Below are 22,413 nucleotides of genomic sequence, written 5' to 3'. Positions count from 1 at the left end.
TTAGTACACTCTTCTGAGCTGCGGCAATGAGTCTCTCTTCGGTAACGTCTCAGTGATCTTTCGGTGGAGAGTGGAACGTGGGGTGGGGGTAGGGCGTTCCCTTGACTGGACCGACCACGGGGGTTGATGGAACGGGTGCACAGAAAGGTGCGCCCACGGGCTAGGAGACAAGGGGCCGCAGCGACATGGCTGGACTCGATGAATCCGGGTCGAACCCCGACGTCAGCCTGCTCTACGACATCAACGGCCTGGCGAAGGACTCCCCGTCCTGGTTCGACGACGCCATGGCGTTCGTCGGGGAGTACGGGCTGCTGATCGCCCTGGTGCTGCTCGTGGTGTGGTGCTGGTGGGGCCAGCGCAGGCGCGCCACCCTCGACGACGCCGCGTCATCGGTCGCCGCCGTCGTCTGGACGCCGCTCGCAGCCGGTCTCGCCGTCCTGGTCAACGTCCCCATCCGCAGCTTCGTGGAACGGCCGCGTCCGTTCCGTGACCACCCCGGCCTCCAGCTCCTGGTGGACGGCAAGAACGACTACTCCTTCGTCAGCGACCACGCGACGCTCGCCATGGCCGTCGGCGCCGGACTTTTCGTCGCCAACCGGAAGTTCGGCCTCGTCGGCCTCGGCCTCGCCGCTCTGGAGGGCTTCTGCCGGGTCTTCATGGGCGTGCACTACCCGACGGACGTCGTCGGCGGCTTCGCGCTCGGCACCGCCGTCGTCCTGCTCCTCTCGCCGCTCGCCATGGCGCTGCTCACGCCGCTCACCAAGATGATCGGGCGGAGCGGGCGCGCGGGGTGGCTGGTGTGGGACCGGAAAGTCGGCCCTGTCGCCGCGCCCCTGAGCGGGACGGCGTCGCCGTCGGAGGCGGCGGCCACGGCACACCCGGACGAGCGGGACCTCGCCGCGTAACGCGTATCACCGGTCCTGCGTAGGCACCGTAGGTTCCGAAGGCCCCGTGTCATCGGTGGTGTCATCCGTACCGCGGCGGCGGCGCAGCAGCCAGACCCCCGCTCCGGCCGCGGCTCCCGTGACGACCGCGGAGACGAGCGTCAGAGGCCCCGCCTCGGGATGCTCCGCCGCGACCGGATGACCGGGGCCCCCGGGGCCCATGGGCTTCTCCAGGGCGATGGCGGGGCCCGCCAGAGCGACGAGGAGAGCCGCGGCGGCCGCCCCCGCGCCGGTGGCTATGCGCGGGGTGCGGCGAAGGCCGCCGGTCCGGTGAGTGCTGCGCGCTGGGGTCATGCCCTCAGCGCAGCCGTGTCCAGCGGGGTGGGCCACCCGAGGGCGTGTCGGACGGGACCGTTCGGGTGGCGGGGACGGCCGTACGGATGACGTAGGTGACGTTCGCCCCCCGCCCGGGAGGGCTACAGCCCCTGCGGGAAGTCGAAGAAGCGGGCCGGGTCGTACTGCTTCTTCAGCTTCTTCAGGCGCGGGGCCGCGTCCCCGTAGTACGCCTCGCGCCAGTTCGTCAGCGTGGCGTCGGTGTAGTTCTGGTACGCCGCACCCGACGCGTACCGCCCCATCGCCCCATGCGCCTTTTTCAGCCACGCCTGGGCGGGCTTGCCGGACGTGCCCGCCCGCCACGACGCGAGGTACTGCGCCAGCATCCGCGAGCGGCGGTGCACGAAGGCCGTCGCGGTCGGGTCGACGCGGTTGATCGCGCCGCCGAGCGCGGTGAGCGCGATGCTGCCCCCGCTCGCGCCCGTCACGTTCTCGATCTGCGACAGCAGCGCGCGGATGCCCGCCGCGGACAGCGAACGGTCGTAGAAGTCCGAACTGGCCGCGTACGTCTCACGGTTGAGGGCGCCCTGCGGGGTGCGGCCGGGCGTCGCGCCGGGGAGGTGGCACTGGGCGTCGGTGGGGAACGACGAGCAGCCCGCGTAGACCTCCATCGACTCCTCGTACGTACGCCGCTTCAGGGAGACGCTGCGGGCGGGCGCGCCGATCTTGTCGGCGAGCCGGTCGACGGCGTTCTGCAACTCCCCGTACGTACCGAGGGAGAAGCACGCGACGGAGACGGTCGGGGTGCCGCCCGGGGTGTTCGCCAGGTGGAGGGACGACCAGATCTCCTCCGGCTGGTCGGGGCCCCACGCCTGCCACGTCTTGACGACCGCCGCCGCCTTCGACCACGGCCAGGTCATGTACGCCGAGACGCCCTGGGGCGCGGCGTGCGTGCGGTAGGTGAGTTCGGTGACGACGCCGAAGTTGCCGTTGCCCGCGCCGCGCAGCGCCCAGAAGAGGTCCTTGTTCTCGGACTTGGAGGCGGTGAGCTGCTTGCCGTCCGCCGTGATGAGGGTGGCGGACGTGAGGCTGTCGCAGGTCAGGCCGTAGGCCCGGGAGACCACGCCGTGGCCGCCGCCGAGGGTCAGGCCGGAGATGCCGACGGTCGGGCAGGAGCCCGCGGGGATGGTGACGCCCTTCGCGGCGAGCGAGCGGTAGACGTCGATGAGCTTGGCGCCGCCGCCGATGGTGGCGCTGTTGCCGCTCGCCCGTATCTTGCTCAGCTTCGACACGTCGATGACGAGGCGGCCGTTGCCGGAGGACCAACCCGCGTAGGAGTGGCCTCCGTTGCGTATCGCGACCGGGGTGCGGTGGGCGCGGGCGTACGCGAGGGCGGTGCGGATGTCGTCCGGGTGCGCGACGTAGGCGACGGCGGTGGGCTTCAGATCGTCGAAGCGCGTGTTGTACAGCTGGCGTGCCGCCGCCCACTTGGCCTCGCCGGGCTGGACGAGGGTGCCGTCCAGGTCGCGGGCGAGTGCCTTGAGGGTGGCGGGCGATGTGGCGGCGGCGCTGGACGTCCTGATGGGCGTGCCGCCCGCACTCGCGCCGCCGGCGCCGCTGCTGCCTCGTGACGCCGCGGCGTCCCCCGAGCCGCCGCTCGTGCAGCCCGCGACCGTCGCGGCGGCCAGTGTGGCCGCCGTTGTGCCGATGAATGTACGTCGTTCCATGGCGCCTCCCGTTGCTTCCCGTCCCGGTGAACGAGACGGTCTGCGGGGCGCCGGGGTTCCTCGCCGCGCTCAGCCCCTGTCGTGGACTCAGGGCGCCGTCTCGTGTTCGGCGGCGTCCGTACGGGCTTTGCTGCGGGCTCTCCTTGCGGGGCCGCGCCAGCCGCAGGAGCAGTGGGCCGCGACGAAACGGCCCTTCTCGACCGTCGTCGTGCGGTGGGACGCGGGGGCTTGTTGATCGGCCACGCGGCCACCGTATCGACCGTCCGTGAACGGCCGCCGACGGCTCCGTCACGGGGTCGTCCGCGTGACGGGTCCATGGACCGGTCGTTAGGTGGAGGACGGGCGAACGGGCAGGACTGGCGCGGGACGCTTGAGGGTGGGCAGGCCATGGTGCATCGGCACAGGCGCACGGGTGCGGCGGACGCCGTGGTGGTCGCCACGGTCGCGGCGGCGGGGCTGGTGGCCGCCGCCACCGGATGTACGGGCGCCGGTGCCGCCGCGGACGGCGGTGGCGGCGTCGACCCCGGCGTCGCGGTGCGGCGGGCCGCCGACTCCCTGGTGCGAGCGGGCAGTTCGAAGGCGAACACGTCGATGGAGATGGCCAGCGGCGGCACGCGCGTGACCGTCCGGGGCACCGGCGTCTACGACTTCGAGCGGCAGCTCGGCGTGTTCGAGGTGGTGCTTCCGCCGGACCCCGCGGGGGACGACGAGCACCGGCCCATCACCGAGCTGATGTCCGACGGCGCGCTCTACATGAAGAACCGCGGGGCCGGAGTGCCGGCCGACAAGTGGGTGCGGATCGAGACACGTTCCCTCTCCGACGGAAATCTCGTCACCGGCGGAGCCACGGACCCCCTCGCGGCGGCGGAACTGCTGCGTGGCGCGAGAAGGGTGAGGTTCGTGGGGGAGGAGCGGGTGGGGGGTACGGAGGTGCGGCACTATCGCGGCGTCGTCGACCTGCGTGCCGCCGCCCGGTCCGCCTCCGCAGGTCAGCGCGGTGCGCTCGGTGCGGCGGCGGCGAAAGGGTTCAGCAAGGGGAGCGCCGCGTTCGATGTCTATCTCGATGACCGAGATCGCGTACGGAAGTTGCGTCAGCAGTTCTCCGTGGCCGACGCGAACGTGGCGTCGACCACACTCCTCTACGACTTCGGAGCGCCGGTGAAGGTACGACTTCCGGCCGAGAAGCACATCTACGCCGGGAAAATCGCCGAGCAGTAGTCGCTGACGGCTGGTGGAAATGGTCCGTCTGTGCCATGCGCGGTGCGTAGACGGCTCCCTACCCTAGGAAGTCGTCAGGTGGGTTCCGGGTCAGGAAGAGGTGATGAACGTGGCTCCGATGCGTGGCGGTACGGCGGTTCAGGACCACGTCGCCCTCGCCGAGATCGAACTGTGCGGGGAGCTCATCATCGCGGCGAGTGCGGCGGCGGAGCGCTTGAGCTTCGACCGTATCGACGAAGTCCTCAGAGTCTCCGACCACCAGGACCCCACGGGGCACGCGGACGACTGACTGACGGCGCCCCGTCATCCCCCGGGCGGGCGCCCCGTCATCCCCCGGGCGGGAGCGCTACGTGCGGAGCATCCGTGCGATCGCCTTCGTCGCCTCTTCGACCTTCGCGTCGATCTCGGTCCCGCCCTTGACCGCCGCGTCGGCCACGCAGTGCCGCAGGTGTTCCTCCAGGAGCTGGAGGGCGAAGGACTGCAGGGCCTTCGTGCTCGCCGAGACCTGGGTGAGTATGTCGATGCAGTAGACGTCTTCCTCGACCATGCGTTGCAGGCCGCGGATCTGGCCCTCGATGCGGCGCAGGCGCTTGAGGTGCTCGTCCTTCTGCTTGTGGTAGCCGTGCACCCCGCGGTCGTGGTCGGAGGCCGCCGCGGGCGCCGCCTCCGGGGTGGGTACGGCCGCGTCGGCCGCCTCGGTGGTCGTCATCGCGTCCTCCTCCTGGTCTTCCTACGTCTTCCTACGTCTTCCTACGGGGCTTCCCGTCGGACGTACCCGCATTTCTGCAGATCCATATACCCCCGGAGGGTATATGATAGCCGATTTCTCGGGGGGTGTGCTGATCACTGTGCCTGATGGGCGACACTGGGGGGCGGCCGGTTAGCCGTGGCCGGATGATGCGCCTAGCATCAGCCTGACCGCATCCAAAGCACCCCGAGGACCCCACGTGCGCTTTCGTCTGACCCCCAGGGAGACGAGCTTCTACGACATGTTCGCCGCATCCGCGGACAACATCGTCACGGGCTCGAAGCTCCTCATGGAACTGCTCGGAGCGGACTCCTCCGCACGGGCCGAGATCGCAGAGCGTATGCGGGCCGCGGAACACGCGGGAGACGACGCCACGCATGCGATCTTCCACCAGCTGAACTCCTCCTTCATCACGCCGTTCGACCGCGAGGACATCTACAACCTCGCGTCGTCCCTGGACGACATCATGGACTTCATGGAGGAGGCCGTCGACCTGGTCGTCCTCTATCAGGTCGAAGAACTCCCCAAGGGCGTCGAGCAGCAGATCGAGGTGCTCGCGCGGGCCGCCGAACTCACGGCGGAGGCCATGCCCAACCTGCGGACGATGTCCAACCTCACCGAGTACTGGATCGAGGTCAACCGTCTGGAGAACCAGGCCGACCAGATCCACCGCAAGCTCCTCGCCCAGCTCTTCAACGGCAAGTACGACGCCATGGAAGTGCTGAAGCTGAAGCAGATCGTGGATGTGCTGGAAGAGGCCGCCGACGCCTTCGAGCACGTGGCGAACACTGTGGAGACCATCGCGGTCAAGGAGTCCTGAGGCACCGCCATGGACACCTTTGCTTTGATCGTGACCATCGGCGTCGCGCTCGGATTCACGTATACGAACGGCTTCCACGACTCCGCGAACGCCATCGCCACCTCCGTCTCCACCCGCGCGCTCACGCCCCGTGCGGCGCTCGCCATGGCCGCGGTGATGAACCTCGCCGGTGCCTTCCTCGGCAGCGGCGTCGCCAAGACCGTCAGCGAGGGGATCATCGAGACCCCGCACGGTGACAAGGGGATGTGGATCCTCTTCGCCGCGCTCATCGGCGCGATCGTCTGGAACCTGGTCACCTGGTACTTCGGGCTCCCCTCCTCCTCGTCGCACGCGCTGTTCGGCGGCATGGTCGGGGCCGCGCTCGCGGGCGGCATCGGGGTCATCTGGTCCGGGGTCATCGACAAGATCGTCATCCCGATGTTCCTGTCGCCGGTGGTCGGCCTCATCGCCGGTTACCTGGTGATGTGCGCGATCATGTGGATGTTCCGCAAGTCCAACCCGCACAAGGCCAAGCGCGGCTTCCGTATCGCGCAGACGGTGTCCGCGGCCGGTATGGCGCTCGGGCACGGTCTGCAGGACGCGCAGAAGACGATGGGCATCGTGGTGATGGCGCTCGTCATCTCCGACGTGCAGAGCGCGGACGCGCCCATCCCGATCTGGGTCAAGATCGCCTGTGCGCTGATGCTCTCGGCCGGTACGTACGCGGGTGGCTGGCGCATCATGCGGACCCTCGGTCGCAAGATCATCGAGCTGGACCCGCCGCAGGGCTTCGCCGCGGAGACGACCGGCGCGGGCATCATGTTCACCACGGCGTTCATGTTCCACGCGCCGATCTCGACGACGCACGTCATCACGTCCGCGATCATGGGTGTGGGCGCGACGAAGCGGGTGAACGCGGTGCGGTGGGGTGTCGCCAAGAACATCATCCTGGGCTGGTTCATCACGATGCCTGCGGCGGCCTTGGTTGCCGCGGTGAGCTTCTGGATCGTCGACCTCGCCTTCTTGTAGAGGGCGCGCACAGCACGTAGAGCGCGCACACAGCACGTAGAGCGCGCACAGCCACATGGAAAGGCCCGCCCCCGGGAGCCAGGGGCGGGCCTTTCTTGTTGTCCCTGCGGTGGCACCGCCATGCAGCACCGCGGGGAGTCCGGGAAGTCCGGAGGTCCGGGGAGTCCGGGGAGTCCGGGGAGGGCCTAGCCGAAGCGGCCCGAGATGTAGTCCTCGGTCGCCTGGACCGAGGGGTTGGAGAAGATCCGCTCCGTCTCGTCGATCTCGACGAGCTTGCCGGGCTGGCCGACGGCGGCGAGGTTGAAGAAGGCGGTGCGGTCCGAGACGCGGGCCGCCTGCTGCATGTTGTGGGTCACGATGACGATCGTGAAGCGCTCCTTCAGCTCGCCGATCAGGTCCTCGATGGCGAGCGTCGAGATCGGGTCGAGGGCCGAGCAGGGCTCGTCCATGAGGAGCACGTCGGGCTCGACCGCGATGGCCCGCGCGATGCACAGGCGCTGCTGCTGGCCGCCGGAGAGGCCCGAGCCGGGCTTGTTGAGGCGGTCCTTGACCTCGTTCCAGAGGTTCGCGCCCTTGAGGGACTTCTCGACGACGTCGTTCAGCTCGCTCTTCTTGTACGAGCCGTTGAGCTTGAGGCCCGCCGCGACGTTGTCGAAGATCGACATCGTGGGGAACGGGTTCGGGCGCTGGAAGACCATGCCGACCGTGCGGCGCACCGCCACCGGGTCCACGCCGCTGCCGTAGAGGTCCTCGTCGTCCAGGAGCACCTTGCCCTCGACGCGGCCGCCGGAGGTCACCTCGTGCATGCGGTTCAGGGTGCGCAGGAACGTGGACTTGCCGCAGCCGGACGGGCCGATGAAGGCGGTCACGGAGCGGGGCTCCACGGTCATCGAGATGTCCTCGATCGCCTTGTGGGAGCCGTAGTAGGCGGTCAGGCCCGATACGTCGATTCGCTTGGCCATGGGGATCACTGCTTCTTTCGAGTCTCTGGTGCGCGAGCGCGCGAGGGTCCGCTGATTGGCCGCTCAGCGGCCCGTCTTGGGGGCCTTCCAGCGGGCTACGCCGCGGGCCGCCAGGTTGAGGATCATGATGAAGACGATGAGCACGAGGGCCGCGGCCCAGGCGCGGTCGTACGATGCCTCGGTGCCTGCCCCGTACTGCTGGTAGATGTACAGCGGCAGCGAGCCCTGGGCCCCGTCGAAGGGGTTCGTATTGATCAGGGGGGTCACCCAGACAAGCAGCAGGACCGGCGCGGTCTCACCGGCGATGCGGGCCACCGCGAGCATGACGCCCGTGGTGATGCCGCCGATCGCGGTGGGCAGCACGACCTTGAGGATGGTCCGCCACTTCGGGACGCCGAGGGCGAGCGACGCCTCGCGCAGCTCGTTCGGCACGAGCTTGAGCATCTCCTCGGTGGAGCGCACGACCACCGGCATCATCAGGATGGCGAGCGCCATCGCGCCGGCCCAGCCGGAGAAGTCGAAGCCGAGGATCAGGATCCAGAAGCTGAGGACGAACAGACCCGCGACGATCGAGGGGATGCCGGTCATGACGTCCACGAAGAACGTGACGACCTTGGAGAGCTTGCCGCGCCCGTACTCGACGAGGTAGACGGCGGTGAGCAGGCCGATCGGCACGGCGATCACGGAGGCCAGGAGCACCTGCTCCAGGGTGCCGATGAGCGCGTGGTAGATGCCGCCGCCGGTCTCTTCGTCCGCGACGACGCCCATCGAGTGGGTGAGGAAGTAGATGTCGAAGACCTTGATGCCGCGCTGCACGGTCTCGTAGATCAGCGAGGCGAGCGGGACGACGGCCAGCAGGAACATGACCCAGACCAGCGAGGTGGCGAGGCGGTCCTTGGCCTGTCGGGCGCCTTCGACGGCGACCGCGAGGACGTACGAGCCGACGATGAAGAGGAGGGCGGCTATCAGGCCCCACTGGATGCGGCTGTCCAGGCCGGCCCCGGCGCCGATGCCGACCGCGACGGCGGCCGAGCCGAGCGCGACGGCCGCGGGGGACCAGCGCGGGAGGCTGGCTGCCCGGAGCGTCGAGGGGCGCTCGACGAGAGGGTTGGCCTGGTTGGGTGTCGTGGTGCTCATGCGTTGGCCCCCGAGTACTCCTTGCGGCGCGCGATGATCAGGCGGGCCGCGCCGTTGACCAGCAGGGTGATGACGAACAGGACCAGGCCGGAGGCGATGAGCGCGTCCTGGCCGTACTCACTGGCCTCGTTGAACTTGCTGGCGATGTTCTGCGCGAAGGTGCCGCCGCCGTAGTCGAGCACGGAGGCCTGGAGCACGAAGGTCGGGGAGAGCACGGTGGCGACGGCGATCGTCTCGCCGAGCGCGCGGCCGAGGCCCAGCATCGAGGCGGAGATGATGCCGGAGCGGGCGAAGGGGAGCACCGACATGCGGATGACCTCCCAGCGCGTGGCGCCGAGGGCCAGCGCGGCCTCCTCGTGCATCTTCGGGACCTGGAGGAAGACCTCGCGGCTCACGTTCGTGATGATCGGCAGGATCATGATCGCGAGAAGGATGCCGACGGTCATCAGGGAGCGCGGGGCGCCGTCCTTGTACTCGAAGACGCCGGTCCAGCCGAGGTAGTCGTCGAGCCAGCCGTAGAGCCCCGTGAGGTGGGGGGCGACCACGAGGGCGCCCCACAGGCCGTACACGATCGACGGCACGGCGGCCAGCAGGTCGATCACGAAGGCGATGGGGCCGGCCAGCTTGCGCGGCGCGTAGTGCGAGATGAAGAGCGCGATGCCGATGGCGACGGGGACCGCGATCAGGAGGGCGATCAGCGAGCTCACCACGGTGCCGACGACGAGGACCGCGATGCCGAAGGACGGCTTGCCGCCGGTGGTGGCACCGGCCGGGTCCCACTCGAAGGTGGTGAGGAAGTTGCCCGTGTTGTCGGAGAGGGCGAGGGCCGTGCGGTACGTCAGGAACGCGGCGATGGCCGCCATGATCACGAGGAGCACGATCCCGGAGCCGCGGGAGAGGCCGAGGAAGATCTTGTCGCCGGGGCGGGTGGCGCCGCGGGCGGCCGCCTTGCTCACCGGGGCCGTCGGCCTCGCGTCGTCGACGGGGGGAGGAGCGGTCGTATTGCTTGGTATGTCCATGGGGTTCTCCGGTCTGCGGAGGCGCCGTGCGGGTGACGCAGGCGCTCCGTGGCGGCGGTGCACCGGACGGTGCGGCCGGCCCTCGTCGATGTGCACGGGGCCGGCCGCACTCGGTTCAGCTAGCTCAGGCCCGCGACGGTGGAGCGGACCTTGGTGATGATCTCGGCCGGGATCGGCGCGTAGTCGTTGTCCTTGAGGACCTTCTGGCCGTCCTCACCGGCGATGTAGGTCAGGAAGGACTTGGTGGCGGCGAGCGTCTCGGGCTTGTTGCCCTTCTCGCAGACGACCTCGTACGTCACCAGGGTGATCGGGTAGGCGCCCTCGGCGGTCGGCTTGTAGTTCAGCTGCAGGGAGAGGTCCTTGCCCTTGCCGACGACCTTGGCCTCGGCGATCGCCTTGGAGGCGTTGTCGACGGTGGCCTTCACCGGCTCCTTGGCGCCCGTCTTCAGGTCGACGGTGTTGACGCCCTCACCGGCGTACGAGAGCTCGAAGTACGAGATGGCGCCGGTGGTCTGCTTGACCTGTCCCGCGACACCGGCGGAGCCGTTCGCGGACTGGCCGCCCTTGGGCGCCCACGACTTGCCCGGCTCGTACGGCCAGGCGCTGGGGGCGGCGCCCTTCAGGTACTTGGTGAAGTTGTCCGTGGTGCCCGACTCGTCGGAGCGGTGGAACGCCTGGACCTTGGTGCTGGGGAGCTTGACGCCGGGGTTGAGCTTGGCGATCGCCTTGTCGTCCCAGCTCTTGATCTTGTCGTTGAAGATGTCGGCCAGGGTCTTGGCGTCCAGGGTCAGGTTGTCGACGCCGGGGACGTTGAAGCCGATGGCGATCGGGCCGCCCACCATGGGCAGGTCGAGGGCCTGGCTGCCCTTGCAGACCTTCTTCGACTTCTCGGCCTCCTCGGGCTTCAGCGCCGAGTCGGAACCGGCGAACGCGGTCTGGCCCTGGAGGAACGCGGTGATTCCGGCGCCCGAACCCGTCGGGTTGTAGTTCAGCTGCACGTCCTTGCAGTTGGACGTGTAGACCTTGCGCCAGGCGTCGATCGCGTTCTTCTGCGCGGACGAACCGGAGGCCGCGAGCTGGCCGCTGGCGTCGTCGCACTTGATGTTGGCGTTGGCGTTGGTCTCCTTGCCGCCGTCACCCGAGCCGCTCGTGTCGTCGGAGCCGCACGCCGTGAGGGCCAGGGCGCCGGAGACGGCGATGGCGCCGAGGGAGAGGGCGCGGAGCCGGTTCTTGCGCTGAAGCTTCACTTCGGGTCTTCCTTCCGGGAGCCGCCGACCCTTGTGGCGGCGTGCGATGACTTACGTCGTGTTGTAAGGCCGAAATTAGGCAGGACAGGTGAAGCGGCCGATGGGCACGAGTGAACGGCGGGTGAACCTCGGCGGTCGGCCTGGTTAGCCGACCCGCTACAAAAAGTAGCGGTCCTGCTACATGGAGTGAGGGAGGCAGGTGGCGGGAGGGTGGCGCGGGTCGGCGCGGGTCGCCCCGGGGTGCTGCGCCGCGGGTCGGCCCGGGGCGCTGCGGGGAGGGGAGAACGGGAGCGGCGCCGTCAGCTCAGCGCCGGTCGCCCTCAGTGCTGGTCGCCCTCGGCGGGGTGGAGGGCCGCGAGCAGCTCGGTGACGAGCTCCGCGTCGCGCGGGCGGGTCAGGCGGCGACGGGCCGCCTCGGGGGCCAGCCACCGCAGGTGCGACACCTCGGAGTTGGGGGTGAAGGTGCCGCCGACCGCCTCGGCGGCCCAGTAGCGCACCTCTTTGGGGTTCCCCTGCGCGTCCCGGTAGCGGGCGGTGGACAGCTCCGCGCCGAGCTCGCACCGCATGCCGGTCTCTTCCCGCACTTCTCGTACGGCCGCGTCGGCAGCCGACTCGGCGCGCTTGAGCTTGCCTTTCGGGTGGGACCAGTCTGCCCACTTCGGTCGATACACCAGGGCGAGCTCGATGCCGCCCTCCGTGGTGGGTGCGGGGCGCCACAGGACACAGCCGGCCGCCCGTACGACCCGTTCGTCTTCCTCGTCGTGCGTCACCGCGTCACCACGTCCTCGTCTCCTCGTGCAGCCACGCCTGCTGGAAGGCGAAGCGTGCCGCCTCGACATCGTGCCGCTGGTCGGCGTGGAGTACACCCAGGGCGTACGCCGTGGCCGGGGCGATGCGCGGGGTGCGGGCCGCCTGTGCCGCGGCGGCGGCTGCCGCCGATGCCTCCCGGTGGACGTTCAGGGCGTGGCTCGCGTCCGCGATGCGCGGCTCCGGGGGTGCGTGGCCGAGGAGGACCTCCTGGGCGTACCGGTGCAGGCGCAGCAGGGAGCGGACCTTGAGCCAGGGGGCGTCCTGGGCGTCGGGGGCGGTGTCCGCCGCGAGGCCGTGGACGAGGGCGCCCGCGTTGTACGGGTGGCCCGCCTGGCCGAGGGGAAGCGCCGCGACCGCTTCGGCGAGGGCTGACTCGGCCGTGCCCGCCAGGCGCTCGAGGCCGTCCGTGGCGCCGTTGAACGGGACCTCGCTGGCCAGGACGGCCACGTTGTCCGCCACCGCGTGGAAGCGGGAGGAGCCGAGGGCCTGGAGGGCGGCGGAGTGGGCCCGGGTCCTTGCGAGGGTCAGTTGCCGCTCCAGGAGTGCGGCGGCCTTGGCGGCGCCCACCGCGAGGCCCCGCGGTGGGCCGCTCTCGCCGTTGGTCACGGGCACCTCCGCCGTGACCCATGCCTCCCCGGGGCCGCGGCCTCGGCTCCGATCGAGGAGGGGGCGGCCCGAGCGCCGTGCGGGGCGCTTGCCTATGGCCGTCACGGTGGCGGCAGCGGGTGCGGGGACAGTGGCGGGTACGGGCGGGGGGCCCGACAGGCGGTGCAGGGCGTCCAGGAGGCGGGCGAGCCGGGACTCGTACGCGTGCTCCTGGGCCAACGTGCCCGAGAGCCACGCCAGTTCGGGCCGCAACGAGGCGGACCAGTCCTCGTCGAGGAGCGGCCGGAACGTGTGCAGCGTGCCGCCGATGCGGCGCGCCGCGCGCCGCAGGGAGCAGGCCGCCGCCAGGGCCTCCTCGGCGCCCTGCGCGTCCGTCGAGGACTCGCGGTGCAGCCGCAGCGAGCGGAGGAACTCCGTCGCCTGGTCCTGGAGGTAGGCCGTCAGGGCCTCGCCCGCGGTCCCCGTGCCCGTCGTCGTCTCATGGTGTTGCTGTGCCACGCCGGCGCCTCCGGGCGTCTATGAGCATCTCCTGGACGTTCCGCAGGGGCTGGCCGTCCGGATCCGCCGAGTGGCGGGTCCAGTTGCCGTCCGCGCCCAGGTGCCAGGAGGCGGTGGTGTCCGACATGCCGGTCTCCAGGAGCCGGCTGAGGGCCGTTCGGTGCGCCGGGTCCTGGACCCTGACCAGCGCCTCGATACGGCGGTCGAGATTGCGGTGCATCATGTCGGCGCTGCCGATCCACACCTCGGGCTCGCCGCCGTTGCCGAAGGCGAAGACGCGGGAGTGCTCCAGGAAGCGGCCGAGGACGGAGCGCACGCGGATGTTCTCCGAGAGCCCGGCGACGCCGGGGCGCACCGCGCAGATGCCGCGCACCCACACGTCCACCTCGACGCCGGCCTGCGACGCGCGGTACAGCGCGTCGACGACGGCCTCGTCGACCATCGAGTTGACCTTGATGCGGACGTAGGCGGGGCGGCCCGCCCTGTGGTGCTGCATCTCCTTGTCTATGCGGGAGATGAGGCCGTCGCGCAGGGACTTGGGGGCCACGAGCAGCCGACGGTAGGTCTCGCGGCGGGAGTAGCCGGAGAGCCGGTTGAAGAGGTCGGAGAGGTCCGCGCCGACCTCCGCGTTCGAGGTGAGCAGGCCCAGGTCCTCGTAGAGGCGGGCGGTTTTGGGGTGGTAGTTGCCGGTGCCCACGTGCGAGTAGCGGACGAGGGCCTCGCCCTCCTGGCGCACGACGAGGGAGAGCTTGCAGTGGGTCTTCAGGCCGACGAGGCCGTAGACGACGTGGCAGCCCGCCTCCTCCAGCTTGCGCGCCCACTTGATGTTGGCCTGCTCGTCGAAGCGGGCCTTGATCTCGACGAGGACGAGGACCTGCTTGCCGGACTCGGCGGCGTCGATCAGCGCGTCGACTATCGGGGAGTCGCCCGAGGTGCGGTACAGCGTCTGCTTGATGGCGAGGACGTCCGGGTCGGACGCCGCCTGCTCCAGGAACGCCTGCACGGACGTGGAGAACGAGTCGTACGGGTGGTGCAGGAGTACGTCGCGTTCGCGAAGGGCCGCGAAGATGTCGGGCGCGGACGCCGACTCGACCTCGGCGAGGTCACGGTGGGTGCCCGCCACGAACTTGGGGTACTTCAGCTCGGGCCGGTCCAGCTTGGCGATGCTGAAGAGGCCGGTGAGGTCGAGCGGGCCCGGCAGCGGATACACCTCGGCCTCGCTGATCTTCAGCTCGCGCACCAGCAGGCTGAGGACGTTCGGGGCGATGGACTCCTCGACCTCCAGGCGCACGGGCGGTCCGAAGCGGCGCCGCATGAGCTCCTTCTCCAGGGCCTGGAGAAGGTTCTCCGCGTCGTCCTCCTCGACCTCAAGATCCTCGTTCCTGGTGAGCCGGAACATGTGGTGCTCCTGGATCTCCATGCCGGGGAAGAGCTCCTGGAGGTGCGCGGGCGCGGCGATGACGTCCTCGATGGGCACGTACCGCTGAGGGGAGGCCTCCAGGAAGCGGGAGAGCAGCGGAGGGACCTTCACGCGTGCGAAGTGCTGATGCCCCGAGACCGGGTTGCGCACGACCACGGCGAGGTTCAGGGAGAGGCCCGAGATGTACGGGAAGGGGTGCGCGGGGTCCACGGCCAGCGGGGTCAGGACGGGGAAGATCTGCTGCCGGAAGAGCGTGAAGAGCCGGGACTGCTCCTTCTCGGTCAGCTCGTGCCAGCGCACCAGGTGGATGCCCTCGTCGGAGAGGCCGGGCGCCACGTCGTCCTGGTAGCAGGCGGCGTGCCGGGCCATGAGCTCGCGGGAGCGGTTCCAGATGAGTTCGAGGACCTCACGGGGTTGCAGGCCAGAGGCCGAACGGGTGGCGACGCCGGTCGCGATGCGGCGCTTGAGACCGGCGACGCGGACCATGAAGAACTCGTCCAGGTTCGAGGCGAAGATCGCCAGGAAGTTGGCCCGTTCGAGGAGGGGCGTCTGGGGGTCCTCGGCGAGTTCGAGGACCCGTTCGTTGAAGGCGAGCCAGCTGCGCTCCCGGTCCAGGAAGCGGCCCTGCGGCAGCTCGGCGCCGTCGTGGCCGACCGCCGCGTCCCCGTCGTACGCGTCGAGGTCGGCGTCGATGTCGGGGTCGAGGTCGGAGACGGTGGCGGCGATGGTGGCGGGGCGGTGCGCGGCGATGGAACCTACGGAAGGCTGGGCGTGCTGGACCGGTCCCTGCGTGTTCTGCTGGCTCATACGGCCATTCTTCCGCGCGGGGACGCCGATGGGCGCGTCGGAGAGCGCGGGAGCGATACGGAACCTTCCGTTGGCCGGGCGGTGCTTTCCGATCTCCGGGCGGTGCTTTCCGTTCTCCGGACGGGGCTTCCCGTTCTCCGGGGCGGGGTCGGGCGCGGCGGGCTGCATTGAGCGAGCGTCGCAAGCCTGTCTGAATGAGTGGTTACGGCGACATGACGTGCAGGACATCGGCCGAAGGCCCCCGGGCGTCCACGCGCCGGGGACCTTCCCAGATCGTACGGTTCAGGCCACGCTGCGCCGCAGCAGCCGGAACGCGACGTACGCGGCGGCGGCCGTGAGGGCGAGCACGATGCCGGTCTCGATCAACTGGATGTACCAGAAGTGCGATCGGGGGTGGTAGTCCATGAACCAGCCGGTGACCCTGGTGTCCGTGGGGCAGGAGAAGCCGGGCTCCGGCGTCGGGAGGCACTGGCCCGCGACGAAGTGGTCGCCCGCGGCGTTGGTGACGCCCTGGTCCATGACGAAGGAGTCGACGGGCTGACTCGCGGGCCACCAGTCGCCGTCGGGGGAGGCCCCCGAGACCGCGCGGGCCGGGAACAGATGCCAGCGGACCTGGCCCATGAGCAGGATCACCGCCCCGGTGATCGCTGTCGTGAGCGACACGGCGAACAGCGTGCGGCGCACCAGGAGGCCGACGGCCGCCCCCACGGCCACCGCGAGCAGGCCGTAGGCGGCGAGGGCCGGTCCGGTGGCCTCGTAGACGCCGCGGTCGGCCCAGTTCAGCTGCCAGCGGCCGCCGTTGGCCTGGGAGGCGCCGAGCTTGAGGACCGCCATGAGGAAGAGCGTCGCGCCGACGGCACACGCGGCGGCGGTGGTCAGCTTCGAGGCGAGCCAGCGCGCGGGGGAGACCGACTGGGTCCAGGACACCTTGTAGACACCGGACTCGAGCTCGCGCGCGACCATCGGGCCCGCGACGAAGGCGCCGATGAGCAGGGGCAGCAGGAGCAGGCCGAGGGAGCCGTTCTCCATGCTGATGTAGAGCAGGTCGCGGGCGCTGGTGAAGCCGAGGAACGTATCGCAGCCCGCGTCGGCGTAACAGCGGGGCTGAGGATAGGTGTGGGCGGCCCAGCGCAGCCAGCCGGTGTAGGCCAGGGCGGCGAGGAGGATGCCGCCGCCGGTCAGCAGGGCGGTGCGGTGCAGGCGGACGTCGGCCCAGCGGAGGCCGCGCAGGGTGAGCATGCTCATGCGGTCACCCCGGCCGTGGAGCGGGCCGTCGTGGCGGGGGTCAGGAGCGCGGGCGTGTCCGGCGAACGGAGATGGGCGAGCAACAGCTCCTCCAGGGAGGGTTCTTCGACGCCCCAGTCGTCGCCGACCGGGCCCTCGGGGCGGATCAGGGCCGACAGGCCGCGTCCGGTGGTGCGGGACTCGACGACGGTGTGCGGGAACAGGCGGCTCTCCGGGCCGCGCCCGGTGACCAGGCGGTGGGCGCCGACCAGGTCGTCAATGCCGCCGCCGAGACGGATCCGGCCCCCGGAGACGAGCAGCAAGTAGTCGCAGGAGTCGGCGAGTTCGGTGACGATGTGCGAGGACATCACGACGGTCGTGCCGTGCTCGGCGGCCTCCGCCATGAGCGTGCCCATGAGCTGGTGCCGGGCGAGGGGGTCAAGGTCGGCCATCGGCTCGTCGAGGAGCAGCAGTTCGGCGCGCTTGCCGAGGGCGAGGGCGAGCGCGACGCGGGTGCGCTGGCCGCCGGAGAGCGTACGGACTCGGGCGTTCAGGTCCAGGTCGCCGCCGCCGACGACGCGTGCGGCGGTGCCCGCGTCCCAGCGGCCGGGGTTGAGTTCGGCGCCGAGCCGCAGGGTGTCCGCGATGGTCAGCTGCGGGTGGAGCGGCTTGTCCTGGGCGACGTACGCGACGCGGGCGCGGGCCTTCGCGGGGTTGGTGCCGAGGACGGTGAGGGTGCCTTCGGTGGGGCGGTCGAGGCCTGCGGCGAGGGCGAGCAGGGTGGACTTGCCGGCGCCGTTCGGGCCGACGACCGCGCAGACGCGCCCGGTGGGCAGGCGGAACGAGCAGGCGTCCAGGGCGGGGCGCCGCCCGTGGCGTTTGGTCAGTGCGGACGCCTCGATGGCGGTGCCGGTCATGCGAAGTCCCCCTTGGTGCGCTGCTGCTTGCTTTCTTTGGTTCCCTTGGCTCCCCGAGGGGCTCCCCGGGCCTGGCCCTGCCGTTCGCCGAACTGCTCGTCCAGTACGGCGTGGAACAGTGCGGCCACGTCGTCCCTCTCCAGGCCCGCACGGCGCGCCCGTACGGCCCACTCGGCGAGCTCTCCCCGCAGCGGCGAGTCGGCCGGTGCGCCGCCCAGCGTCCGGCGCACGAAGGTGCCGAGCCCGCGCCGCGCCTCGACCAGGCCCTCCCGCTCCAGCTCGCGGTAGGCCTTGAGGACGGTGTTCGGGTTGATGGCGGTGGCCTCGACCACCTCGCGGGCCGTGGGCAGCTTGTCGCCGGGCTCCAGCAGGCCCATGCGGAGCGCCTGTTGGGTCTGCTGGACGATCTGGAGATAGGTGGCGACGCCGCTGCGCCGGTCGATGCGGTACTCGAACACCGCCTTCCACCACCCTTTCACTAATTGAGTAGTGAAAGGGTGGTGCAAGAGAGGGGCGGCGTCAAGTGACGCCGCCCCTCAAGGTCCGCTCATATCCCGCCTATTGGCGGGAAGGCGCAGGTCAGGACTCCGTGCGGTACATCAGGACTCCGTGCGGTACATCAGGTCCGTCTCGTGCGTGACGAAGCCGAGTCGTTCGTACACGCTCACGGCGGCCTTGTTGTCCGCGTCCACGTACAGCATCGCGGTCGGCAGGCCGGACTCCGCGAGATGGCGCAGGCCCGTCGTGGTCAGGGCCTTGCCGAGGCCGCCGCCCTGCGCGCCGGGCCGCACGCCGACCACGTACACCTCGCCGAGGCGCTCCTGGTCGTGCACCTTCGTCCAGTGGAAGCCGACCAGCTCGCCGTCGCTCTCGCGCTCCGCCAGGAAGAAGCCCGCCGGGTCGAACCACGGCTCCGCCTTGCGGTCGTCCAGATCGCGCTGGGTGAGGGAGCCCTGCTCGGGGTGGTGGGCGAAGGCCTCGGCGTTCACCGCGAGCCAGGCCGCGTCGTCCTGCCCCGGCACGAACGTACGGATGCGCACGCCCTCGGGAAGCACCGGCTCCGGCAGGTCGAGCTCCGCCAACGGGCGCCGCATCTGCCGCAGTTCGCGGAAGAGCGCGAGGCCGAGCACCTGCGCCAGGTGCCGGGCGGCGGAGTGCCCGCCGTGCGCCCAGACGCGCAGGCGCCGCCCCGACTCGGCGAGCAGCGCGGAGCCGAGCGCCCTGCCGTGCCCGTGCCCCCGGCGCGCGGGATGCACGACGAGTTCGGCGGCCGGTGCCTCCACGGGGTCGGTGTCCTCCAGCTGCGCGTACCCGACGAGCTCGTCGCCGACGCTGAGCAGCAGATGCCGGATGCCCTCGCGTGCGCCTCCCCTGAGTTGCAGCCGCCCCTGCTCGGACACCGCCTGCTGCCCGTCCGTGCGGGCGGCCTCGGCGAGCAGCCCGAGGACGGCCTCGGCCTGCGCGGGCGAGAGGGCGGCGAGAGTGTCGATCTTCCGGAGTGGCGCGGGTGCCTCGGCGGGCCGGTCGTCAGTCATGAGTCGAGCGTAACCGCGCGGCCTCCTGCCGGTGGGCCGCGCGCAATCAGGATGTGACCCGCGATCCTCTGTTGCGCTACGCGCGTTGACCATAGGCTGCCGAACGGTCCCATCCGTCTCACACCATCCCGGGGGAACGCGTGTCCGCCATACCGAAGCACCGAAGGCCCAGGCGCCGGGCCGGCCGCGTCCTCGCCGTGGCGGCGGGGCTCGCCACCGTCGGAGCGATGGCCGTCGCACTGCCCGCGGGGGCCGGGCAGGACCACGGAAACGGCAAAGACGGCGGGGACGGCAAGGACGGCAGGGGCGCCAAGAGCCGCACCGTCGACGTGCAGTTGCTGTCCTTCAACGACTTCCACGGCAACCTGCAGCCGCCCGCGGGCTCCTCCGGGCAGGTCACGGAGAAGCAGGCCGACGGGACCGAGAAGAAGATCGACGCCGGTGGGGTCGAGTACCTCGCCACCTCCCTGCGGACCGCGCGCAAGGCCCACCCGTACAGCGTCACCGCCGCCGCGGGCGACCTCATCGGCGCGAGCCCGCTGCTCTCCGGGCTCTTCCACGACGAGCCGACCGTCGAGGCGATGAACAAGCTGGACCTGGACGTCACCGGCGTCGGCAACCACGAGTTCGACGAGGGCGCCACGGAGCTGGCCCGCATGCAGAACGGCGGCTGCCACCCCAAGGACGGCTGCTTCGAGAAGGACAAGCGCGGCAAGGGCAAGAAGTTCAAGGGCGCCGACTACCCCTACCTCGCCGCGAACGTCACGAGCGAGAAGACCGGCAAGCCGATCCTCAAGCCGTACTGGGTGTGGAAGCACAAGGGCGTCAAGGTCGGCTTCATCGGCGTCACGCTCGAAGGCACCCCGGACATCGTCTCGGCCGAGGGCGTCAAGGGGCTGAAGTTCCACGACGAGATCGAGACCGTCAACAAGTACGCGAAGATCCTCGACAAGCAGGGCGTGAAGTCCATCGTCACCCTCATCCACGAGGGCGGCGTGCCGAAGAGCCAGACGTACAACTACGACTGCGACTCCCCGGGCGCGGGCGACGGCATCTCGGGGCCGATCACCACCATCGCCAAGGGCATCACGCCCAAGGTCGACGCCCTCGTCACCGGCCACACCCACAACGCGTACGTCTGCACGATCCCCGACCCGGCGGGCAAGCCGCGCATGGTGACCTCGGCGTCCTCCTTCGGGAAGCTCTACACCGACACCACGCTGACGTACGACCGCAGGACCAAGGACATCGTCCGTACGAGCGTGCGGTCCGCGAACCACGTGGTCAGCCGGGAGCAGGCCAAGGCCCCCGACATGACCTCGCTCATCGGGCGCTGGGACAAGCTCGCCGCACCCGTTGCCAACAAGCCCGTCGGCTACATCTCCGGGGACATTCCGGGCCGCGGCGCGGGCGTGCCCGAGTCGCCGCTCGGCGACCTCATCTCCGACGCGCAGCTCGCGCACGCCAAGTCCGTCGACCCGGAGGCCGACCTCGCGCTGATGAACCCGGGCGGCATCCGCTCCGACATCGTGTTCAAGGCGAGCGGCGGCGAGGGTGACGGCGTGGTCACGTACGGCGAGGCGTTCACCGTGCAGCCGTTCAGCAATACGGTCAACCTGGTCGACCTGACCGGCGCGCAGCTCGTCGCCGGGCTGAAGCAGCAGGTCAGCGGGGGCAACGAGGCCTCGCCGAAGATCCTTCAGGTCTCCGAAGGGCTGACGTACACGTTGGACATGACCAAGACCGGCGCGGACCGGGTCGTGGCCGACTCCATCAAGCTGAACGGCAAGGCGATCGACCCCGCCGCCACCTACCGCGTCGCGATGAACTCCTTCCTCGCGGGCGGCGGCGACGGATTCGGTGAGCTCGGCAAGGGCACGAAGCCGCTGGTCGGCAGCGATGACCTGAAGGCGTTCAGCGACTACATGAGCGCCAACTCCTCGGCGGACAAGCCGATCGCGCCGCCGAAGGCGGACCGGATCACGGTCGTGAAGTAGGTCGGAAGCAGGCCGGAAGCAGGCCGTGAAGTAACGGATGTCACGTGGGTGTCCGCGCGGTGGCGCTGACGTGGCGTGAGCTTGAAAACACCGCGTTAAAACAACCAGTCGAAACCGGGTGTTACCGGATGTAAGGCTTGGGGTGGGGTGTGAACGTATGGTGAGATCACTTGATGCGTTCCCCCCACCGCATAGCCACGCATCCTTCGGATGCCTCACCCGACGTCCGCAACGATCGCCAGAACGACACCGCTGAGCTCCCCGCCGCCACGTACGCGAATCCGTACGACGAACTGGCCGCGCTCGCGCCGAACCCGCTGGAGGAGTTCCTCCACGAGGAGAAGGACGAGCCCCGCGCGGAAGCCCCCTGGACGCCGCCGAACCACCGCCGCGGCAGCCGGAACCGCGGCCGGAGCCGTCGTCGCAGCCGGTTCGCGGGCCTGCCGCTCGCCGCGAAGGCCCTGGTCGCCGTCCTCGTCGCCACCGCGTTCCTCGGACTCGGCGACCGCTGGGCGCTCCTCTACGCCGAGCACGAGGCGGCGGAGAAGCTCAAGGACCAGATGCACCTGAGCGCGGCGCCCGAGGTCGACATCGAGGGGTTCCCCTTCCTCACCCAGGTCTTCGACAAGCGCGTCGACAAGGTGAAGGTGACCGTCCCGGACGTCGCGGCCGACCGCGTCTCGCTCGCCAAGGTCTCCGCGACCGCCACGGACGTGACGATCGACGGCGACGGGCCCACCTCGATCACGGGCGCGAGCATCGGCGAGATGAAGGGCGAGGTGCTGCTCTCCTTCGAGGACCTCAACCGCGAACTGGGCGCCTCCCAGGTCACGTTCAGCGGCCACGGCCACGACCAGGTCCTCGCGCGCGGCACGCTGCCCGTCGCAGGCCACGACCTGAAGGTCCGCGCCGACGCCCGCATCCAGCGCAACGGCGACCGCGGCATCTCCACCGACATCGGCGGCATGCGCCTGCAACTCGGCGACCTGGCGACCTACCGTCCCGGCACGCGCGAGAAGGAGGGCCTGCACCTGTCGAAGGACTCCGCGGACCGCGTCGCCGAGGAGACGTCGAAGGCGAAGGCGCTGCTGTCCGTCCCGGCGATCGTCCAGCGGCTCGGCGTGCCGCCGAAGGTGGTCCGGGGGGCCCTGAAGAGCGACGCCAAGCTGAACGAGCTCACCGGCTCGCCGAAGTTCGTGAACGACGTGATGGGCCTCAACCTCATCGACGTCGCGATGGGCCACCCCGAGCTCCTCAAGAAGCTCGGCCTCGACCCCGCCCTCCTCGAAGGCCTCGCGGGCCTCACCCGCCCCATCCTCGCCGACCGCCTCACCCTCGCCTTCCAGCTGCCGAAGCTGCCGGGGGCCGGGACGATGGCGCTGCAGGACGTGAAGGTCGAGAAGGAGGGCATCCGGGTGCGGATCGCGGGGTCCGGGATCGGGCTCGGCCACTGAGCGACGGCTTCTGAGGGGCTCGCGGGGCTCGCGGGGCTCGCG

22 protein-coding genes are annotated in these 22,413 nt (G+C 70.4%); 7 read left to right on the top strand and 15 right to left on the bottom strand.

Going from position 1 to position 22,413, the window contains the following annotated elements; all coding sequences use genetic code 11:
* Nucleotides 1-185 precede the first annotated feature (185 nt).
* Entirely contained in the window at nucleotides 186-905 is a 720-nt protein-coding gene (locus ABZ953_RS13885; protein ID WP_361721813.1) for a phosphatase PAP2 family protein, read from the top strand.
* Nucleotides 906-911: 6 nt separating this feature from the next.
* Here ABZ953_RS13885 and ABZ953_RS13880 read toward each other — a convergent pair whose 3' ends face one another.
* The 3 genes from ABZ953_RS13880 to ABZ953_RS13870 form a co-directional block, all read right to left on the bottom strand.
* Nucleotides 912-1,238, bottom strand: a complete 327-nt coding sequence (locus ABZ953_RS13880) for a hypothetical protein (RefSeq protein ID WP_361721810.1) — start codon at nucleotides 1,236-1,238, stop codon at nucleotides 912-914.
* Nucleotides 1,239-1,360: 122 nt separating this feature from the next.
* A complete protein-coding gene (locus tag ABZ953_RS13875) occupies nucleotides 1,361-2,944 on the bottom strand; it encodes an FAD-binding oxidoreductase (RefSeq protein ID WP_361721807.1) in 1,584 nt (527 codons plus the stop codon).
* Nucleotides 2,945-3,031: 87 nt separating this feature from the next.
* Nucleotides 3,032-3,187: a hypothetical protein gene (locus tag ABZ953_RS13870; RefSeq protein ID WP_361721804.1), complete on the bottom strand. Its 156-nt coding sequence runs from the start codon at nucleotides 3,185-3,187 to the stop codon at nucleotides 3,032-3,034.
* Between the two features lie 144 nt (nucleotides 3,188-3,331).
* Between ABZ953_RS13870 and ABZ953_RS13865 the strand changes: the two genes are divergently transcribed.
* Nucleotides 3,332-4,162: a hypothetical protein gene (locus tag ABZ953_RS13865; protein ID WP_361721801.1), complete on the top strand. Its 831-nt coding sequence runs from the start codon at nucleotides 3,332-3,334 to the stop codon at nucleotides 4,160-4,162.
* 103 nt (nucleotides 4,163-4,265) lie between these two features.
* A complete protein-coding gene (locus ABZ953_RS13860) occupies nucleotides 4,266-4,451 on the top strand; it encodes a hypothetical protein (RefSeq protein WP_361721798.1) in 186 nt (61 codons plus the stop codon).
* 57 nt (nucleotides 4,452-4,508) lie between these two features.
* On the opposite strand, the gene ABZ953_RS13855 is transcribed toward ABZ953_RS13860, so the two are convergent.
* Complete coding sequence (locus ABZ953_RS13855; RefSeq protein WP_361721795.1) at nucleotides 4,509-4,871, bottom strand: metal-sensitive transcriptional regulator; 363 nt, start codon at nucleotides 4,869-4,871, stop codon at nucleotides 4,509-4,511.
* Nucleotides 4,872-5,109: 238 nt separating this feature from the next.
* Between ABZ953_RS13855 and ABZ953_RS13850 the strand changes: the two genes are divergently transcribed.
* Together ABZ953_RS13850 and ABZ953_RS13845 are read left to right on the top strand one after the other, a co-directional pair.
* Entirely contained in the window at nucleotides 5,110-5,730 is a 621-nt protein-coding gene (locus tag ABZ953_RS13850; RefSeq protein WP_324767024.1) for a DUF47 family protein, read from the top strand.
* Between the two features lie 9 nt (nucleotides 5,731-5,739).
* Nucleotides 5,740-6,738: an inorganic phosphate transporter gene (locus ABZ953_RS13845; protein WP_361721792.1), complete on the top strand. Its 999-nt coding sequence runs from the start codon at nucleotides 5,740-5,742 to the stop codon at nucleotides 6,736-6,738.
* Nucleotides 6,739-6,923: 185 nt separating this feature from the next.
* On the opposite strand, the gene pstB is transcribed toward ABZ953_RS13845, so the two are convergent.
* The 11 genes from pstB to mshD all read right to left on the bottom strand — a co-directional run bounded on the left by pstB (nucleotide 6,924) and on the right by mshD (nucleotide 18,920).
* Nucleotides 6,924-7,700 carry a phosphate ABC transporter ATP-binding protein PstB gene (gene pstB, locus ABZ953_RS13840; RefSeq protein ID WP_361721789.1) on the bottom strand — a complete coding sequence of 259 codons (777 nt, stop codon included), beginning with the start codon at nucleotides 7,698-7,700 and terminating at the stop codon, nucleotides 6,924-6,926.
* A gap of 63 nt (nucleotides 7,701-7,763) precedes the next feature.
* Nucleotides 7,764-8,837 (bottom strand): phosphate ABC transporter permease PstA, encoded by a 1,074-nt coding sequence (gene pstA, locus ABZ953_RS13835; protein WP_361721786.1) that lies wholly within the window; start codon nucleotides 8,835-8,837, stop codon nucleotides 7,764-7,766.
* The gene (pstC, locus tag ABZ953_RS13830) at nucleotides 8,834-9,856 is read right to left on the bottom strand and encodes a phosphate ABC transporter permease subunit PstC (RefSeq protein ID WP_361721783.1); all 1,023 of its coding nucleotides are present in this window, start codon (nucleotides 9,854-9,856) and stop codon (nucleotides 8,834-8,836) included. Before pstC ends, pstA begins: the two co-directional genes overlap by 4 nt.
* A 119-nt stretch (nucleotides 9,857-9,975) precedes the next feature.
* Complete coding sequence (gene pstS, locus ABZ953_RS13825) at nucleotides 9,976-11,103, bottom strand: phosphate ABC transporter substrate-binding protein PstS (RefSeq protein WP_361721780.1); 1,128 nt, start codon at nucleotides 11,101-11,103, stop codon at nucleotides 9,976-9,978.
* 320 nt (nucleotides 11,104-11,423) lie between these two features.
* Nucleotides 11,424-11,873 carry an NUDIX hydrolase gene (locus ABZ953_RS13820; protein ID WP_361721777.1) on the bottom strand — a complete coding sequence of 150 codons (450 nt, stop codon included), beginning with the start codon at nucleotides 11,871-11,873 and terminating at the stop codon, nucleotides 11,424-11,426.
* A 4-nt stretch (nucleotides 11,874-11,877) separates the two neighbouring features.
* Entirely contained in the window at nucleotides 11,878-13,017 is a 1,140-nt protein-coding gene (locus ABZ953_RS13815) for a CHAD domain-containing protein (RefSeq protein ID WP_361721774.1), read from the bottom strand.
* Nucleotides 12,998-15,244: an RNA degradosome polyphosphate kinase gene (locus tag ABZ953_RS13810; protein ID WP_361721945.1), complete on the bottom strand. Its 2,247-nt coding sequence runs from the start codon at nucleotides 15,242-15,244 to the stop codon at nucleotides 12,998-13,000. Before ABZ953_RS13810 ends, ABZ953_RS13815 begins: the two co-directional genes overlap by 20 nt.
* Before the next feature lie 282 nt (nucleotides 15,245-15,526).
* The gene (locus ABZ953_RS13805; protein WP_361721771.1) at nucleotides 15,527-16,489 is read right to left on the bottom strand and encodes an ABC transporter permease; all 963 of its coding nucleotides are present in this window, start codon (nucleotides 16,487-16,489) and stop codon (nucleotides 15,527-15,529) included.
* The gene (locus tag ABZ953_RS13800; RefSeq protein ID WP_361721768.1) at nucleotides 16,486-17,385 is read right to left on the bottom strand and encodes an ABC transporter ATP-binding protein; all 900 of its coding nucleotides are present in this window, start codon (nucleotides 17,383-17,385) and stop codon (nucleotides 16,486-16,488) included. Before ABZ953_RS13800 ends, ABZ953_RS13805 begins: the two co-directional genes overlap by 4 nt.
* A complete protein-coding gene (locus ABZ953_RS13795; RefSeq protein ID WP_361721765.1) occupies nucleotides 17,382-17,843 on the bottom strand; it encodes a GntR family transcriptional regulator in 462 nt (153 codons plus the stop codon). The genes ABZ953_RS13800 and ABZ953_RS13795 overlap by 4 nt, the downstream gene beginning before the upstream one ends.
* Nucleotides 17,844-17,984: 141 nt before the next feature.
* Entirely contained in the window at nucleotides 17,985-18,920 is a 936-nt protein-coding gene (mshD, locus tag ABZ953_RS13790; protein ID WP_361721762.1) for a mycothiol synthase, read from the bottom strand.
* 140 nt (nucleotides 18,921-19,060) lie between these two features.
* On the opposite strand from mshD, the gene ABZ953_RS13785 reads away from it, so the two are divergent.
* Nucleotides 19,061-20,917, top strand: coding sequence for a bifunctional metallophosphatase/5'-nucleotidase (locus ABZ953_RS13785; protein ID WP_361721759.1), 1,857 nt, complete (start codon nucleotides 19,061-19,063; stop codon nucleotides 20,915-20,917).
* Between the two features lie 173 nt (nucleotides 20,918-21,090).
* Nucleotides 21,091-22,371, top strand: a complete 1,281-nt coding sequence (locus ABZ953_RS13780; protein ID WP_361721756.1) for a DUF2993 domain-containing protein — start codon at nucleotides 21,091-21,093, stop codon at nucleotides 22,369-22,371.
* Nucleotides 22,372-22,413 lie beyond the last annotated feature (42 nt).

Source organism: Streptomyces sp. NPDC046465 (assembly GCF_040646035.1).
In the GTDB taxonomy this organism is placed as follows: Bacteria; Actinomycetota; Actinomycetes; order Streptomycetales; family Streptomycetaceae; genus Streptomyces.
This window is presented reverse-complemented; position numbering and strand designations above follow the sequence as displayed.

Bases quoted from the DNA above. Each gene is read 5' to 3' on its own strand.
- ABZ953_RS13845 (WP_361721792.1), top strand. From the start codon at position 5,740: ATGGACACCTTTGCTTTGATCGTGACCATCGGCGTCGCGCTCGGATTC.
- ABZ953_RS13780 (WP_361721756.1), top strand. From the start codon at position 21,091: ATGCGTTCCCCCCACCGCATAGCCACGCATCCTTCGGATGCCTCACCC.
- ABZ953_RS13885 (WP_361721813.1), top strand. From the start codon at position 186: ATGGCTGGACTCGATGAATCCGGGTCGAACCCCGACGTCAGCCTGCTC.
- pstA (WP_361721786.1), bottom strand. From the start codon at position 8,837: ATGAGCACCACGACACCCAACCAGGCCAACCCTCTCGTCGAGCGCCCC.
- ABZ953_RS13810 (WP_361721945.1), bottom strand. From the start codon at position 15,244: ATGAGCCAGCAGAACACGCAGGGACCGGTCCAGCACGCCCAGCCTTCC.
- ABZ953_RS13805 (WP_361721771.1), bottom strand. From the start codon at position 16,489: ATGAGCATGCTCACCCTGCGCGGCCTCCGCTGGGCCGACGTCCGCCTG.
- pstC (WP_361721783.1), bottom strand. From the start codon at position 9,856: ATGGACATACCAAGCAATACGACCGCTCCTCCCCCCGTCGACGACGCG.
- ABZ953_RS13860 (WP_361721798.1), top strand. From the start codon at position 4,266: ATGAACGTGGCTCCGATGCGTGGCGGTACGGCGGTTCAGGACCACGTC.
- ABZ953_RS13875 (WP_361721807.1), bottom strand. From the start codon at position 2,944: ATGGAACGACGTACATTCATCGGCACAACGGCGGCCACACTGGCCGCC.
- ABZ953_RS13865 (WP_361721801.1), top strand. From the start codon at position 3,332: ATGGTGCATCGGCACAGGCGCACGGGTGCGGCGGACGCCGTGGTGGTC.
- mshD (WP_361721762.1), bottom strand. From the start codon at position 18,920: ATGACTGACGACCGGCCCGCCGAGGCACCCGCGCCACTCCGGAAGATC.
- ABZ953_RS13855 (WP_361721795.1), bottom strand. From the start codon at position 4,871: ATGACGACCACCGAGGCGGCCGACGCGGCCGTACCCACCCCGGAGGCG.
- ABZ953_RS13880 (WP_361721810.1), bottom strand. From the start codon at position 1,238: ATGACCCCAGCGCGCAGCACTCACCGGACCGGCGGCCTTCGCCGCACC.
- ABZ953_RS13800 (WP_361721768.1), bottom strand. From the start codon at position 17,385: ATGACCGGCACCGCCATCGAGGCGTCCGCACTGACCAAACGCCACGGG.
- pstB (WP_361721789.1), bottom strand. From the start codon at position 7,700: ATGGCCAAGCGAATCGACGTATCGGGCCTGACCGCCTACTACGGCTCC.